10 protein-coding genes are annotated in these 16,697 nt (G+C 71.6%); 6 read left to right on the top strand and 4 right to left on the bottom strand.

Features of this window, described 5'->3' with window-relative positions:
• Positions 1–99 precede the first annotated feature (99 nt).
• The gene (locus tag B056_RS38545; protein ID WP_154677316.1) at positions 100–1,500 is read left to right on the top strand and encodes a GGDEF domain-containing protein; all 1,401 of its coding nucleotides are present in this window, start codon (positions 100–102) and stop codon (positions 1,498–1,500) included.
• 40 nt (positions 1,501–1,540) lie between these two features.
• On the opposite strand, the gene B056_RS0130070 is transcribed toward B056_RS38545, so the two are convergent.
• The 3 genes from B056_RS0130070 to B056_RS0130060 form a co-directional block, all read right to left on the bottom strand.
• On the bottom strand, positions 1,541–1,915 hold the full coding sequence (locus B056_RS0130070; protein WP_154677315.1) for a thioredoxin family protein: 375 nt from the start codon (positions 1,913–1,915) through the stop codon (positions 1,541–1,543).
• A 61-nt stretch (positions 1,916–1,976) separates the two neighbouring features.
• Positions 1,977–2,492 carry a MerR family transcriptional regulator gene (locus B056_RS38540; protein WP_018505554.1) on the bottom strand — a complete coding sequence of 172 codons (516 nt, stop codon included), beginning with the start codon at positions 2,490–2,492 and terminating at the stop codon, positions 1,977–1,979.
• Between the two features lie 83 nt (positions 2,493–2,575).
• A complete protein-coding gene (locus B056_RS0130060) occupies positions 2,576–3,583 on the bottom strand; it encodes an alpha/beta hydrolase family esterase (protein ID WP_020572791.1) in 1,008 nt (335 codons plus the stop codon).
• 115 nt (positions 3,584–3,698) lie between these two features.
• On the opposite strand from B056_RS0130060, the gene B056_RS0130055 reads away from it, so the two are divergent.
• The 3 genes from B056_RS0130055 to B056_RS0130045 all read left to right on the top strand — a co-directional run bounded on the left by B056_RS0130055 (position 3,699) and on the right by B056_RS0130045 (position 8,099).
• Positions 3,699–4,616, top strand: a complete 918-nt coding sequence (locus B056_RS0130055; RefSeq protein WP_230203266.1) for a hypothetical protein — start codon at positions 3,699–3,701, stop codon at positions 4,614–4,616.
• 113 nt (positions 4,617–4,729) lie between these two features.
• On the top strand, positions 4,730–6,478 hold the full coding sequence (locus B056_RS0130050) for an FAD-dependent oxidoreductase (protein ID WP_018505552.1): 1,749 nt from the start codon (positions 4,730–4,732) through the stop codon (positions 6,476–6,478).
• Between the two features lie 88 nt (positions 6,479–6,566).
• Positions 6,567–8,099: an ATP-binding protein gene (locus B056_RS0130045; protein ID WP_018505551.1), complete on the top strand. Its 1,533-nt coding sequence runs from the start codon at positions 6,567–6,569 to the stop codon at positions 8,097–8,099.
• Positions 8,100–8,160: 61 nt separating this feature from the next.
• Here the strand turns inward: B056_RS0130045 and B056_RS44990 are convergent, their stop codons facing one another.
• Complete coding sequence (locus tag B056_RS44990) at positions 8,161–9,405, bottom strand: lytic transglycosylase domain-containing protein (protein ID WP_018505550.1); 1,245 nt, start codon at positions 9,403–9,405, stop codon at positions 8,161–8,163.
• A 753-nt stretch (positions 9,406–10,158) separates the two neighbouring features.
• Here B056_RS44990 and B056_RS0130035 point away from each other — a divergent pair.
• Positions 10,159–10,863: a LuxR C-terminal-related transcriptional regulator gene (locus B056_RS0130035; protein ID WP_018505549.1), complete on the top strand. Its 705-nt coding sequence runs from the start codon at positions 10,159–10,161 to the stop codon at positions 10,861–10,863.
• Positions 10,864–11,284: 421 nt separating this feature from the next.
• Positions 11,285–16,093 carry a DNRLRE domain-containing protein gene (locus B056_RS0130030; RefSeq protein WP_154677314.1) on the top strand — a complete coding sequence of 1,603 codons (4,809 nt, stop codon included), beginning with the start codon at positions 11,285–11,287 and terminating at the stop codon, positions 16,091–16,093.
• Positions 16,094–16,697: the final 604 nt, after the last annotated feature.

The following is a 16,697-nucleotide window of genomic DNA, read 5'->3' as shown; positions in this document are numbered from 1 at the left end:
GTCGGATATTTCGTTCTGTACACGCTTTTCGTGACACACGGGATGGGCGTGCGCATGATCCCCACAGGCGCGAGCACGCCTGTGGGCCCGGAGATGCAGGTGGCTCTGCGGTGCCTGCTGACCGCGTCGACCGCCGGAGCGATCATTTTCGGCGTGCGGACGTGGCGCCCGGAACGCCGCGCGCCGTGGGTGCTCCTCGCCGTCACCCAGGCCCTCTACACCGTCGCGGACGCCCTTTTCTATACGAAAATCTTCATATTTCGCGATGCGACTTATCCGTCGCTGGCCGATCTGTTCTACCTCGGCCGCTACCCGTTCGCGATCGTGGCGCTTGCGCTGCTGTTCCGGCAGCGGGCCCCCGGCCGAAACCTCTCGGCGGTGCTGGACACGACGTCCATCGCCGTCGCCGTGTCGCTGTTGTACTGGCTCTATGTGATCACGCCCGACGAGCGGGCGGTCTCCGGGCCGCTCGCCCAGCTCGCCTCGGTCGTCTTCCCCGTGATGGACCTCGGCCTGCTCGTGATGTCGCTGATCCTGATCCTCGCGCCCGGCCGCCGGCCGGCCTCGTTCGTCCTGCTGGTCGCCAGCCTGGTGGTCACCCTCGCCGCCGACATCCTCTACACCACCTCGACGCTGGGCGGCGGGTACGTCGTCACCGCTGTCATCGAGTCCCTCTGGGTCCTGGGGGACGTGCTGGTCGCCGCCGCCGCGCTGCACCCGTCGATGGCGGACCTGTCGTGCGCGCCGCGGGCCGACGACCGACGGCTCGGTCCGGGCAGACTCACCGCGCTGCTGGCGGCCGCGCTGATGGCCCCGGTGCTCCTGCTCGCCGAGGCGGACCGGTCGCCCGGTCAGATCAGGATCATCGCCGCCGCCTCGGCCACGCTGGCCCTGCTCATCGTGGCGCGGCTGGCCGTGCTGGTCACCGAGCAGCGCCGGCTCGCCACCACCGACGTGCTCACCGGGCTGCGCACCCGGCGGTTCCTGCAGAACCAGCTCCCGGCCACGATCAGCCGCGCGGACCGGTCCGGGCAGCCCTTCACCCTGGTCCTGGTGGACGTCGACAACTTCAAGTCGATCAACGACCGGTTCGGCCACCCGTGCGGGGACCGGGCTCTCGCGGAGATCGGCGCCCGGCTGGCCGCGGCCAGCCGGCCCGGCGACCTGCTGGCCCGCTTCGGCGGTGAGGAGTTCGCCCTGCTCGGCCCCACCGTGGGCCCGGAGACCGCCGGCGAGCTCGCCGAACGGTTACGGCGCAACGTCGCCCGCGACCCGATCGAGCTCGGCGGCGGGGCCGGACTACGGGCGACCGTCTCCGTCGGCGCGGCCGTCTACCCGGTGCACGCGCACGGCCAGATGGACCTGCTGATCGCCGCCGACCGCAACCTGTACGCGGCGAAGGCGGCGGGCCGCAACCGGGTCGTGATCGGCTGCGGCTCGGCGAGCGGGCCGCGGGGAACCGCGGACGACCCGGCCGCGCCGCCGCCCCGCCGCAGCTGACCGCCCCGCCACGGCCGACCGGCCCGCACGAAGCGGACCGTCACAGATGATCCGCGATGTCGGCCAGCAGGCGGCGCCGGCTGCGCGCGCCGACCAGCTTCGCGACCGTCTCGCCGCCGCGGACGACCACCAGGGTCGGCATGGCCAGCACGCCGTGGGCGATCGCCGTCCGCGGGCTGGCGTCGGCGTCCACCTCGACGACCCGCAGCCGGTCGGCGAGCTCGGCCGCGATCTGGGCGAGAACCGGCCGCATCATCCGGCACGGCGGGCACCACTCGGCGGAGAAGTCGACCAGGACGGGCAACGGCGAACGCAGGACGATCTCGTCGAACGTGGTGTCGTCGGCGTGCCACACGGTTCCGGCGCCAGCGGACGCGCCCGGCACCGACCGGACCTGAACATCGGACGTGGTCATCGGCAGCTCCTTCATCCTTCAGGGTCATGAACGGCCTGGTCACGACTGGGACCGGACCTGATCAGGGCTGGGGGTGCGCACGGCCCGGGGGCCGCGGCGGGTGCAGCGAGCAACCCGGGATCCCCGGTGGCACCCGGGGCAGGGCCGGGCCGTCCGTCGGCCCGGCCCCGGGCGGTCCGGCACCAGACGGTCCGACACCCGACGGTCCGGCGACGGGCGCCTCGGTGACGTCCCGGGCCAGCGCGAGCTGGGCGGCGAGCCGCTCGCGGGAGCGCAGCAACCGGGCCACGTAGTCGTCGATCTGCGCGATCTTGCGCCGGTAGCCCTCGATCGAGTCCGGGCACGAGTCGGCGGTCTCGTTCCCGGCCCGCAGACACTCGACGAACGGCCGGGTCTCCTCCAGCGCGAACCCGGCCGCGAGCAGCGCCCTGATCTCCTCGACGGCCCGCAGGTCCGCGTCGCTGTAGTCCCGGTAGCCGTTGGTCAGCCGCCGGGCGGCGAGCAGCCCCTGGTCCTCGTAGTGCCGCAGCGCCCGGGGACTCGTCCCCGCCCGCCGTGCCAGCTCACCGATGCGCATCCCGACCTCCTCAGCGCCGACGCTAGACGTTGACGTCGATGTGAAGGCAAGCCCTGACGCGCCCACCCGGACGTCCGGGTGGGTCAGTGCCCGGCGAAGAAGTCCAGGATGGCGAGGGTCGCCTGGTAGGTGCGGCCGGCCGGCGAGTCGGCGCGGTCGGCGAGCGCGTCGGGGCTGCTCGGCCAGGCGTGCGTCCCGCCGACGACGGTGTCGAGGACGACCTCGGCGCCGCCCGCGCAGCCGGTGCGCCGCGACCGTTCCACCCCCATCCCGGCGACGGTGCGCAGCACGGCCGGCGCGCAGGCGTAGCGCCGCGCGTACTCGTCGATCACCCGCGTCGCGGGCGGGACCCGGGTGGTCGAACCGCTGATCACGCCCCCGGCGTACGGCACGGACGGATCCGCCGTCCCGTGGACCGCCATGGTCGCCGGGGCGGTGCCGGGCGGGCAGGTCGCGAGGCTGGTCGAGGAGACCATCGCGACGCCGGCGAACCGCGGCGCCTGGCGGCACACCAGCGCGGCGGCGAACTCGGCGCCGTTGGAGTGCCCGGCCGCGTAGACCCGGCCGGGGTCGAGACACAGCTGGGCGCCGAGGTCGTCGAGCAGCGCGGCGACGAAGCCGAAGTCGTCGGCCGCCTCCGGCGCGCCCGGGGTGTTCCAGCGGCGCGGCTCGCCGAGCGCGTCCGGCGTCACGACGACGAAGCCGCGGTCGGCCCCGAGCCGGCCCATGGCACTGCGGCCCTCCTGGGTCTCCTTGTCCGCCTTGAAGCCGTGGAAGTCGAGGACGACCGGCGCCGGGGTCCGCCCGTCGTAGCCGGTCGGCAGGGCCAGCAGATAGGTGCGCTCGGCGCCGTCGTGCCGCAGGACCCGCGGGCCCGCGACCGGCGCGGCGGCGGGGGCCGCCCCGCAGCCGGCCGTGGTCGCGGGTGCCGCCGTACCGGCCGGCCCGGCCGCTGCCGCCGCTGCCGCCGCCCCCGCCCCGGCTGGTGCGGCCGGCTCGCCACCGCCTGTGCCACAGGCGGTCACGCACGCCAGGGCGGCCGTCGCGCACAGGATTCGACGGATCCACCTGTCACCCGATTTTCCGGCCACGCCCGGACATTACGTCCCACCGCCCGGGGAATGATCCCCCCGGCGAGGACACGAAGCCGACAACAAAGGCAACCTCGGGCGAGCCGACCGCCCGGCGGAGAGCTACATTCGCCGGGTGACGGACCAGGTGACGGGGCCGCCGGGCAGACCGCCCGCGCCGATTCCGGAACGCTCCGTCGGCCCGCGCGGCGCCGCGCCCGAGCCCATTCCCGCCGCGGGCCGACGGATTCCCACCGGCCCGCTTCCCATGGATCAGGTTCCCGTCGGTCAGGTTCCCGCGGGTCATGTGACACCCGGCCAGCTCGCCTACTGGCGGCGTTCCGGGCTGCTTCGCCCCGGCCGCGGCGAGCTGACACAGGCCCGGGCGATCGCGGCGCTGCGCCGGGCCGGCCTCAGCCTGCGCCACATCCGGGGGGCCGCCGAACGGCTGCGCCTCGTGCCCGGCGCCGAGGCGACCGCCGGGCCGGCGGCCGGCGGGGATCCCGCGCGCCACGGGCTGGCGGCCGCCTACGGCGGGGCGGCGGTGCACGCCGGCCGGGCGGAGCCGTCCCAGCTGAGGTTCGCCGTACACGGCCAGGAACTCTTCGTGCAGCGTGACGGCGGGGCGTGGGAGGGCGATCGCGCGCCCGGCCAGCTCATCCTGGACGGCGTGGTCCCGTTCATCCCGGTGGACGTCGTGGCGGTGGGCCCGCTGCCCGGCGGGGTGCCGCCGGGCAGCCCGGGCCCGGCCGCCCCCCGGCGGCGGCAGCCGGGCCCGGCGGGACAGGCGGGACAACCCGGGCCGGCCGGCCCGGCGGGGCAGCCGGGCCCGGCGCGGCGGCCCCGGGCCGCCACGCCGTCGGACCGGGACCAGATCCGCCTCTTCCTGACCCGCCAACGCGACCTAGACCCGGTCGATCTCGCGGTCGGCGCCGCCGCCCGCCCGGACGCCCGCGAAGCACTCCTTCCGGCGTTACGCTGCGATTCCACCGTGAACTCCGATTCCACCGCAAACATCACGGAGCATCCGGGACGACCACTACACCGGAACTAGACTGAGGACGTGAGCGGACGCAGGCGACGCACCGAAACAGTCCCGGCAACACGCCCCACCACCGGCCCGGCGGCCCGCCTGGCGGCACGCCCGGCGACCGGCCCGGCGCGTTGATGGCGGCGGGCGAGAACCCGGCGGGCCGGGCGAATCCCGGCTCCGGCGGCGGCCAGGGCGAGCGCGGTAACCCCGGCGGCGGGCGCGGTGCCCCTCGGGCCGTGCTGCTGACCGTCGACGACGACGTGAGCGTCTCCCGCGCCGTCGCCCGCGACCTGCGCCGCCGGTTCGGTGAGACGTACCGGATCGTGCGCGCCGAGTCGGGGGCGCAGGCGCTGGAGGCGCTGCGCGAGATCAAGCTGCGCGGCGACGCCGTCGCCGTCCTGCTCGCCGACTACCGCATGCCCGGAATGAACGGCATCGAGTTCCTGGAACAGGCGATGGACCTGTTCCCCGCCGCGCGGCGGGTGCTGCTGACCGCCTACGCCGACACCGAGGCCGCGATCGACGCCATCAACGTCGTCGACCTCGACCACTACCTGCTCAAGCCGTGGGACCCGCCGGAGGAGAAGCTCTACCCCGTCCTCGAGGCACTGCTCGACGCGTGGCGCGCCACCGACCACCGGCCGGTCGTCGAGACCAGGGTGGTCGGGCACCGCTGGTCGGCCCGCTCGTACGAGGTGCGCGACTTCCTGGCCCGCAACCAGGTCCCCTACCGCTGGTACCTGGCCGACGAGCCGGAGGGCGCCCGGCTGCTCACCGCCGCCGGCGCGGACCCGGAGTCGCTGCCCTGCGTCATCACGACCGACGGCTCGGCGCTGACCGACCCGACCGACACCGAGCTCGCCATCCAGGTCGGCCTCGCGACCGCCCCCACCGGTGACTTCTACGACCTCGTCGTGGTCGGCGGCGGCCCGGCCGGCCTCGGCGCGGCGGTGTACGGCGCCTCCGAGGGCCTGCGGACGGTTCTCCTCGAACGGCACGCGACCGGCGGCCAGGCCGGCCAGAGCTCGCGGATCGAGAACTACCTGGGCTTCCCGGACGGCGTCTCCGGCTCGCAGCTCACCGACCGGGCCCGCCGCCAGGCCGTGAAGTTCGGCGCCGAGCTGCTCACCGCCGCCGAGGTCGTCACGCTGGAGGCCGCCGGTCCGGCCCGCCGGCTGCTCCTCTCCGACGGCGGCCGGATCGACGCGCACACGGTGATCCTCGCGACCGGCGTCTCCTACCGCCAGCTCGCCGCCCCCGGCCTGACCGACCTGACCGGCCGGGGCGTCTTCTACGGCTCCGCGCTCACCGAGGCCCCGAGCTGCTCCGGGCAGGACGTCTACGTCGTCGGCGGGGCGAACTCCGCCGGGCAGGCCGCGATGTACTTCGCCCGGCACGCCCGCTCGGTGACGATGCTGGTGCGCGGCAAGTCGCTCGAGGCGTCCATGTCGCACTACCTCATCCAGCAGATCGCGGCCGTGCCGGCGATCACGGTCCGGGTGTGCACCGAGGTCCTCTCCGCGCGGGGAACCGACCACCTGGAGGGCCTCGTCCTGCGCGACAACAGCACCGGCGAGACCGAGCAGGTCGACACCCAGTGGCTGTTCGTCTTCATCGGCGCCGCCCCGCGCACCGACTGGCTGGATGGCGTCGTCGTGCGCGACGAGCACGGCTTCGTCGTCGCCGGGCCGGATCTCGTCGTCGACGGGCGGCGCCCGTCCGGCTGGGATCTGGACCGCGACCCGTACCACCTGGAGAGCAGCGTTCCCGGGGTGTTCGTGGCCGGCGACGCCCGCGCCGAGTCGGTGAAACGGGTCGCCTCGGCCGTCGGCGAGGGGGCCATGGCCGTCGCGCTGGTGCACCGCTACCTCGCGAAGCGCTGACACCTCGGGAATCGCTGATGTCCCGGAGGCGCTGACCCGAGAGCCACCGACCCGAGCGGCACGGATCACGGAAGGCGAAGGGAACACGATGGCGGACGACGCTGACGGCGCCACCCAGGCCTGCGGCCAGGGCCGGCAGATGCCCTGCGACCTCGACGAGCTGCGCACGCTGTTCCTGTTCGAGAAGCTCACCGACGACCAGCTCGACTGGATCTGCCGCAACGGCCACGTCGAGCTGATCGAGCCGGGCGTCGTGTTCCGCGAGGGCGAGCCGGCCACCTGCTTCTACGTGCTGGTCGAGGGCGGCCTGGTGCTGACCAGGCGGGTCGGCGACGACGACGTCGAGGTCAGCCGGACGACCCAGAGCGGGGTGTACTCCGGGGCGTGGCACTCCTACCTGGGCGACCGCGTCCCGCAGCTCTACACCAACTCGATGCGGGTCACGATCCCGTCCCGGTTCGTCGTACTGGACGGCGCGGCGCTGGCGCGGCTGATGCGCGAGTGGTTCCCGATGGCCGTCCACATGCTGGAGGGGCTGTTCTTCGGCCTGCAGAGCACCCAGGCGCTCACCGGCCAGCGGGAGCGGCTGCTGGCGCTCGGCTCGCTGTCCGCCGGGCTGACCCATGAGCTCAACAACCCGGCGGCCGCCGCGGTGCGGGCCACGGCGTCGCTGCGCGAGCGGGTCGCCGGCATGCGGCACAAGCTCGGCCTGATCGCCGCCGGGCCGTACGACCGCGAGGCGCTGGAGACCCTGATCGGCCTGCAGGAGGAGGCCGCCGAGCGGGTGGCGAAGGCCCCGACGCTGACCCCGATGGAGACCAGCGACCGCGAGGACGCCCTGACCGACTGGCTGGAGGACCACGGCTGCAACGCCGGGTGGGAGATCGCGCCGACGTTCGTCCAGGCGGGCTTCGACGTCGACTGGCTGGAGCGGGTCGCGGCGACGGTGGCGCCGGAGGTGCTGGAGGGCGCGATCCGCTGGCTGTACTACACGGTCGAGAGCGAACTGCTGATGAAGGAGATCGAGGACTCCACCACCCGGATCTCCACCCTGCTCGGGGCGGCCAAGCAGTACTCCCAGCTCGACCGGGCGCCGTACCGCAGCGTCGACATCCACGAGCTGCTGGACAGCACCCTGACGATGCTCGGCGGGAAGCTGTCCGGGGTGCGGGTGGTCCGCGAGTACGACCGGGCGCTGCCCGAGATCGCGGTCTACGCCGGCGAGCTCAACCAGGTCTGGACGAACCTCATCGACAACGCGGTCGCCGCGATGGCCGGCTCGGGGACGCTGACCGTCGCCACCTCGGCGGACCACGACAACCTGGCCGTCGAGATCCGGGACACCGGGCCCGGCGTGCCGCCGGAGATCCGCGACCGCATCTTCGAGCCGTTCTTCACCACGAAGCCGGTCGGCGAGGGCACCGGCCTCGGGCTGGACATCTCCTGGCGCATCGTCGTCGGCCGCCACCACGGCGACCTGACCGTGACCTCGCAGCCCGGCGACACCCGGTTCCGGGTGACCCTGCCGCTGCACCCCGACCCGCTGATGCCCGCCGAGGCCGCGCCGCACGAGGAACCCGCACCGCACGAGTCAGCCACGGAGCCGGCCTCCTCAGCCTGAGCGGGCATCGGCCAGGCCAGGCCACGCCGGGCCGCGGGGCTGGCAGCAGGCCGGGTGACGATCAGGAGCCGCTGTCGGCCCGCGGGGTCAGGGGAACGACCGTCAGCGGCCCCGACCCACCGTCGAGCACGAACGGCACCGGCCCGTCCGGGTCCGCCGCCACGCTCTCCGGCCCGCTTGCGGGATCCGGCGAGGTCGGTGGGGGCACGGCCGGCGGGCGCCCCGCCGACGGGCTCATGGATCCGGCGGGAACGGTCATGGCGGGAACGGTCGTGGATGGCGGCGGCTCGCTCCCCGTGGTCGGCACGGTTCCGGTCGTGGGGGACCGCGTCGCCGTCGGGCCGGTGGGACGCTGCGTCGGGGTCGGGGTCGGGGTCGGGGTCGGCGCCGGAACCGTGACCGGCCCAGGTCGCGCACCGGTCCCCGGTCCCGGCCCACCCGTCGCCGACGGCTCCGGCGGTATGTCGACCCCGCCACCGCGCGCCGCGGCCTGCGCGGTCGACGGCCCGTCGACCGGCGCGCCCCGACCGGAGTAGTACTCGGCCCAGCCCAGGACCGCCCGGACGTAGTCGTCGGAGGGGTTGTAGGAGAACAGAGCCGCCCGACGATCCGCGGCGACGTCGAGATCTCTGCCCCGGGCACAGAGATAGCCCGCGGCGGCCTGCGCGGCGTCGTGGATGTTGTGCGGGTCGCGGCGGCCGTCGCCCGATCCGTCCCGCCCGGCCCACCGCCAGGTGGAGGGGATGAACTGCATCGGGCCGACCGCCCTGTCGAGCCGGGTGTCCCGGTCGAGGGTGCCGCCGTCGGTGTCCCGGATCAGCGCCCGGCCCCCACGGCCGTCGAGGGCGACTCCGATGATCGGGTCGGTGATCGTCCCGTCGGTGCTGATCGCTCGGCCGGCGGCGTGGTCCGACTCGATCCGGCCGATTCCGGCGAGCAGCTGCCAGCGGAGATGACACGCCGGCTGTTCCACCGCCCAGCGCTGCGCCGCTCTCTGATAGGCGGCCAGGACGAGGCCGGGGATCGCCCGGGTTCCGTCGACCTCACCGGAACGCACGGACAGGGCGGGCGGTACCTCTCCGGTCAGAACCTGGCTGGACGGGCTGGGCGGGCCGCTCGTGGTCCCGGCTTCCGTCGCCGGGACGTCCCGGCCCGCGGGCCCAGGGCGGTCCGCCGGCGACGGGGGTGACGGCGGGGGCTCGGACCTGGGCGGAGACGCCCACCCGCTCGCGTCCGGCGCGGAGATGTCGAGCGACCCGGCGCCCGCGCCCGACAGGAGCACGACGAGCAGGAGCACACCGCGCACGAGCGTTGTCCGGACGGCGGAACGCGGTCGGCCGGCGGAACTCGGCCGGCCCGCGGGGTGTGCCGCCGGCCGCGGTGCCGGCCGCCGGTGGCGCGCACCGCATGGAGTCGGTTCGAGGACCGTCCGTCGATGCCGCCCGGCGCTGCGGGAACGGCGCTCTCCGGACACCCTGCGGTGCCGGCTCATCGAAAGCCACCTTTCCTCACAAGCGGGACTGCTACGTGGGCGCAGCTACACACCACGGACGGAACAGCGCTTCAGTCGCGTCCGTCGACGATGCCGAAGCGCTTTTCCTATGATTGGAACGGGCTACGCGCCAACCCGTCCGGAGGGGCGGAGCGGGCTGACGCGTAGGGTCCGCGATTCCCCCGATGGCCGTTCGTCGGCACGCGGGGTTTCAGGGTTACCGTTACCTCCGCGAGATAACCGTCACACTTTCAGCGCAACGAATACCAGACAACGCAGAGTAACGATCTCATGGGTACTGGAGATCGTCATTGACCCGGCACCGAGAACTCTCGACGCGCAGCAACGTATCAACCGAACAAAGGTTGCGCAACGAGTGGACGCCGCAACTTTTCGTGTGTGATGCTCGCCTGCGTCACAAGGACGGCACAGCTCGTCGTCGCAGCAGTCGCTCCGCTCACTGAACAAGGATGGAACCGAGTCCGATGCGGGTTCAGACTGGCTGGTCCAGGGACGCCGGTCCAGGTGCGTCACCGCGGCGGGAAGCGACCTCGAGCGGAGATCTCGATGGAACTTTCTGAGGTCGTTTCGGTCCTGCTCGCCGACGGCGACTACCTGGCACGGCAGGGTCTGCGGGAACTCATTGACGCGACCCCTGACCTGCACCTTCTCGCGGATGTGGCGGACGGCCGCCGGCTGATGGCGGAGACCCGCCGGCTGCGTCCCGACGTGGTTGTCCTGGACTTCGCGCTGCCCGAGGCCGGGGGCCTCGACGCCATCCGGTGGATCACCGCGGACCCGCTGCTCGCGGGCACCCGGATCATTCTGCTGGCGGCCCATTCCCGTGGCGCCAACGAGATTCTCGGTTCGCTGGTCGCGGGCGCGTCGGCCTTCCTGTTCAAGGACGAGGTACGGCACGGCCGCCTCGAGGCGGCGATCCGTGACGTGGCCGGCGGGACCGGAGCCGTGCTCAGCCCGCGGGTCGGCGAGCTCCTGGTCGCCCGGCTCCGGCAGAGCTTCGTCGCCCTCCCGGAGCCCGTCGCCGCCAAGGTCGCGCTGCTCACGCCGCGCGAGCGGCAGGTGCTCGACCTCCTGGTGGTGCCCGGCCGCTCCAACGCGGACATCGGCCGAATTCTGGGTGTCAGCCCGGCGACCGTAAAGACCCACATGCAGTCCCTGCTGGGGAAACTCAACGTTCCCACCCGCGTCCAGGCCGCTCGTATCGCGGCTCTCGTCGCCGACCTGGATCTGCGGCCCGACATCGCCAGCTGAGCGACATCGCCAGCCGACCGTTACCGGTCGGCATTCTCCTGGTTTCCCGAACCTGATCTCCGTCCTAACCGCCCGGTGGGCGTCCGAGCCAGCTCCCCCGCATCCGCCGCGCCTACTCCGTTCGGCGTAGACGCGGCGGAGACAAAGGCGGAGACAAAAAGCTCACCGGCTTAGCCCGGTCCGCCGAAATTCGTTCCCGCAGCCGATGTCCATTACTCGTCCCGCGGCGACGATCTGTGATGGTTCTTTCCGCCCGGCGCAGCCGGCGCCCGGGCGAGGGCCCGGCTACGGCATGCCCGTCCCACAGTTCGGCGCGGAAAAAACAACGCCACCAGGCGGATCCGTGCCGGCCGTAGTTCGGCCCTTGGTTCACAACCCCTCATCGGCGATCCCGCGACCGCGGGGACACCAGGGAGTCACGGTGCGAAAATCCAGGAAGCGGGCCGTCCGACACAGGCTCGCGGCCGTCACGGCGGGCCTTGTCGCCCTCGGCGGTCTCACCCTCCCCGTCCTGATCTCTCCAGCCGCGCAGGCGGCTCCACCCTCCCGACCGTTCACCGAGGCCCCCACCGAGGGATCGGTACGCCCGGCACCCGCCGGCGGGATGAGCGGCAAGCCGGCGTCCGGGGAGGTGATCGACCTCCGGACCGCCACGTCACGGACCGTCGCGTCGACGGACGGGGTGTACCGGACCGAGATCTCGTCCGCGCCCATCCACTACAAGGACGCCGGGGGCGCCTGGCAGCCGATCGACACCGCCCTCGTCCCCGCCGCCACGGGCGGCGGGTGGCAGGCGAAGGCCGCCGGCTACGGTGCGGCCTTCCCCGGCAGCCTCGCCGACGGAGCGGTCCGCGTCTCCAGCGGTGACAAATGGGTCGACATGCGGCTGCGCGGCTCGACGGCGCAGGGGTCGGTCCAGGGGTCGACCGTCACCTACAAGAACGCGCTGCCCGGGGTCACCCTCGTCTACACGGTGCTCCCGACCGGGGTGAAGGAATCCCTGGTGCTCGACAGCGCGAGCGCCGCGACGACCTACCCCTTCGCCATCACACCCTCGGCCGGCCTGACCGCGAAGCTCGACCACGGGCGCGTCGCCGTCTCCGGTACGGACGGCAAACCCGTCTTCACCCTGCCGGCCGCCTTCGCGGAGGACAGGGCCGACAACCTGTCGGGCCGGGACGCCGTCGCGAGCACCCTGCGGCCCGCCACGGAGGCCCCCGCGCCCACTGCCACCGCCACCGCCACCCCCGCCCCCTCCGCCACGCCGGGCCCGGACCCGCTGCCGGCGAACGCCACCGTCGTCACCCAGACGGTGGCGAAGGACTGGCTCGCGGACCGGGGCCGGAGCTGGCCCGTGACGGTCGACCCGACCGTCACCATCGGCCCGTCACAGATCACCGACTGCTATGTGGTCGACGGACCCTACGCCACCGCGAACTACTGTTCGTCGGGCCTGCTGGAGATCGGTCACGGCGGCTCACCGAACGGCGTGGTCAAGCGGCGCACGCTCATGAACTTCGACCTCTCCGCGATCCCGAAGTACGCCGTGGTCGCCACCGCCGACATCAAGCTCACCGTCACCGGCGCGTCGTCGCCCTCGCCGAACTTCCCCGTGTACCTCCACCGGCTGAGCCAGAGCTGGACCACTGCCGCCACCTGGAACAACAGCGGCAGCGGAGCGTGGACCGGCGGCACGTGGGCCGGCGCCGCCTACGACGTCAAGAACGTCACCGGCACCCCCGGCGAGTTCGACATCTACGCGGGCAAGCTCGCCCAGGACTGGGTCAACGGCACCGTCGCCAACCAGGGGCTGATCCTCAAGGCGGACGAATCGACGCAGGTCGGCGTCGTCCAGTTCGCCTCGACCCAGGCGACGAACGCCGCGCAGCGGCCCTCCATGGTCGTCGACTGGACGTCCCAGACGGGCAGCCGCGAGTTCAACACCTTCGTCGGCCAGAAGCTGGACTCGCGCTGCGACGCGAACGTCAACGTCGGCAACGGCAACCTGCTGCTCCAGTGCGCCGAGTACGCGATCGGCGGCGTCGGCCGGCCGCTGACCGTCTCCCGGTTCTACAACTCCGGCGAGGCTGCCGTCTTCCAGAACGCCGGTGACACCCCGCTCGGCCTCAACCGGTGGAAACTCTCCACCGGCGTCTCCATCCTCGAGAACGGGAACGGCGCCAGTCACAACGGCGCCACCTTCCACGACGAGGCAGGCACCCCCTACGTGTTCGAGTCCAACGGCGGGCTCACCTACACGACCCCGCCGGGCCTCAACGCGAAGCTGGAGAAGAACCAGCCGGCGACCGGCCAGTACCGGCTGACCTTCGACGACTCGAAGACGGTCTACGTCTTCAAGAAGTTCACCACCGACCCCCTCAACCTGGTCTACCAGCTCTGGAAGGCCACCGACCGCAACGGCAACACGACCACGTTCGACTACGCGGCCCGTCCCGGCTACGCCGAGGGCTTCCTCTCCACGATCAAGGACACCCGTGGACGGATCACGCAGGCCGCGTACACGAACGAGCCGACCAGCGGCAAGGACTTCCTCACCTCGCTGGCCGACACGCACATCGGGCGGGCCGCCACCTACCACTACGCCGGCTGGAACCTCGACTACTCGACGGACCCCGGCGGCGAGGTGCGCAGCTACGACTACACCACCTTCGGCTCGGCGAACGGTGAGCTGTCCAAGTTCTGGGATCCCGACGGCCGGACCACGGACTTCACCTACGACACCGCCGGCCGGGTCCTCACGATCACCCGCCATCCCAGCGCCGGCGTCAACCTGACCACCACGTTCGCCTACAACGACGCCGCGACTCCCCCGACCCGGACGGTCACCGACCCGCGGTCGAAGGCGACCGTCTACACCGTGGAGCACCGCGACTACGGCAGCCGCGTCACAGCCGTCGAGGACGCCGACGGCAACGACCGGTCGACCACGTGGACCGCGCAGGCCCGGGTCGGCTCGGTGACCAACGCCATCGGCGGCACCTTCACCAACACCTGGGGCTACAACAACGGCGGCAGCCTCACCGCCACCGCCGGTCCGCTCGGCGCGACCACCAAGTACGGCTACGTCAACACCGACCCGGCGTGCCCCGCCGCCACCCCGGCACCCGCCAACCCGCAGACCCACCAGCCGATGTGCTCCTCCGACCCGGCGGCGAACCGCTCGCTGTTCACCTTCGACGGCCCGGGCAACATCACCGCGAACGAGAACGCCTTCGGCGCCGAGGCCCAGATCAGCTACAACCCCGACGGCCAGCCGGCCGCCTCGACCGACCCGAACGGCAACGCCACCACCTACACCTACGGCACGACCACTTACAACGGCGTGACCACCAAGCAGCTCCTGCGGGTCAATCCGCCCGCCGGCAACAGCCTGGCCCAGCGCTGGGTGTACTTCGACAACGGCGAACGGGTCCGCCAGATCGTGACGGGCACCGGGGTGACGGTCGACTACTCCTACACCAACAACGACCGCCTCACCGAGATCGACTACTCCGACACCACCACCGACATCACCTTCGACTACGACCACGCCGGCAACCTGACCGAGCGGGTCGACGCCTCCGGCACGACGACCTACGCCTACGACGGCCTGTCCCGACTCACCTCGATGACCCTCCCCGGCGGCTCCACGACCAGCTACACCTACGACGGGGCGTCCAACCTGCTCACCGTCACCGAGCTCAGCGGCACCACCACATACACCTACGACGACGTCAACAACGTCGCCACCATGATCGACCGGGCCGGCAACCGGACGGTGTTCGGCTACGACGCCGACAGCCGCCGCGTCGACACCTGGGCCTCGGCGAACACCTCCACCCCACCCACCACGTTCGCGATGCACACCCACACCACCTTCGACACCGGCGGCCGGCTGAAGCGCATCCGGACGACCCGCGCCTCCAGCGACGCGGACGCCAACCGGGTGATGGACTACGAGTACTGCTACTCCCCGTACACGTCGGGGACGTGCACCACCTCCAGCACCACCGACCGCAACCAGATCCAGGGCCGCAAGGACCTGGCCACCGGCTTCGTCGCCACCTACACCTACGACACCGCCGGACGTCTGACCAGGTTCAACAACGGCGCGGCGGACGACTTCGTCTACACCTACGACGCCACCGGCAACCGGCTCTCCGCCCGAAAGGGCACCGGCGCGACCACTTACTACGGGTACAACTCCGGCAACCAGCATTGCTGGACCACCACCACAAACCCCGGCGCCTCCGCCCCCTGTTCACCGCTACCGAGCGGCGGGGTCGGTAACTTCACCTACAACGGCGAGGGCAGCCAGACCCGTAACCAGCAGCTTTACACTCTCGCCTACAACGGCGCGAACCAGCAGACCTCCACCACCGTCACCTCCGGTGGACCGGCCACGTCCTACTCCTATGCCGGCGACACCAACGTCCTGCGCACCCAGGCCGGTGGAACCTCGTTCCGTAACGGCCTTCTCGGCGTGCATAGTCTCACCACCGGCGGGCAGACAACGCACGTGGCACGTGATCCGGCCGGGGGCCTGATATCCCTGCTCGTCCCCAGCGGCGGGAGCACCACCACCTACCATTACGTCTACGACGGCCAGGCCAACGTCGTCGGACTCATCGACGGCTCCGGAGCCGAACGGGCCCGCTACACCTACGGCCCCTACGGCGAAGCCGCCACCGCTACCGCCGTCGGCGGCACCCTGCCCACCAACCCCTACCGCTTCGCCGGCGCATACCTCGACGACACCGGCCAGTACAAAATCGGCCTCCGCTACTACAACCCCAACCAGGCCACCTGGACCCAGACCGACTCCGTCGTCACCATCGACGACCCCACCCGCGCCAACCCCTACACCTACGCCGGCGGCGACCCCGCCAACAACCTCGACCCCACCGGCGCACTTTTCGGTGACATCAAGGATGTCTTTACCGACCCCGATCTAGGAGATGTGCTGAGTCTTGCGAGCGACGCGACATCTCTTGCGGCGCCCTTCTTTCCGCCTGCCGGCACCGTGTCGATGGCTCTCTCTGGAGCGGCGGCTGTCAGCGAGTGCACCATCGGAAGTGACGGCGAATGCGGGAAGGCCGTGGCGGGAGCCGCAATATCATTCGCGACTTTCGGTAGCGGGGCTTTCATAAAGGGATCGCTGCAGGATAGTTACTCCTTGGCGACCAACATTGCGGGGGCCGGATTCTCCGCCTACGGTCTCATGAGCTAGCCATTCTTGGAGGAACCCTTGAATCAGACAACATCCGTCGGACTCAGCATTCTAGTCGGCGGCATTATCGGCGCTTTCTTCAGTTCGGTTCAGATCCGAACCAAGCGAGATGTCGACCCTAGCTCGTTCAGGGACAGGCAGTATCGATACTTCCCCGTGATGCTGAAAGGATTTCTAGCAATTACTGCCGCCGGCCTGGTTACTCTGGTTGCCGGGATACTGATTTGAGTCAGGACGGACCGTGGACAAGGAATGGTGTCGCCCTCACAGGTGGCACCATTCCTTCGACATATAAAAATTTCACCACAACACCGCCCGTCAAGCACGACCTTCAACCGAGACACTTATAGGCCAATGCCGCTTAGTTAAGCGGCGCGAGCGAGGATGATCGTGGCCGGTCGATCATGGCGGGTGCCGGTGTCTGTTGGGCGTTTGACCCGGTAGGCGTTGTGTCGACCTCGTCTGATGGCGCGTGGGTAGGTGCGGTGACGGCGCGAGGGGTTGAGCCGCTCGGTGATCTCCGTGAAGGTTTCCTGAAGTGCGTGCGCGTGATGGTCAGGGGGAAAAATCCGCCTGGTCGGTGACCTGGCGGCGGATGACGCGT

Source organism: Parafrankia discariae (genome assembly GCF_000373365.1).
GTDB classification, from domain to species: Bacteria; Actinomycetota; Actinomycetes; order Frankiales; family Frankiaceae; genus Parafrankia; species Parafrankia discariae.
Note: the sequence above shows the minus strand (reverse complement) of the source record. Positions and strands in the feature narration are given on the sequence as shown.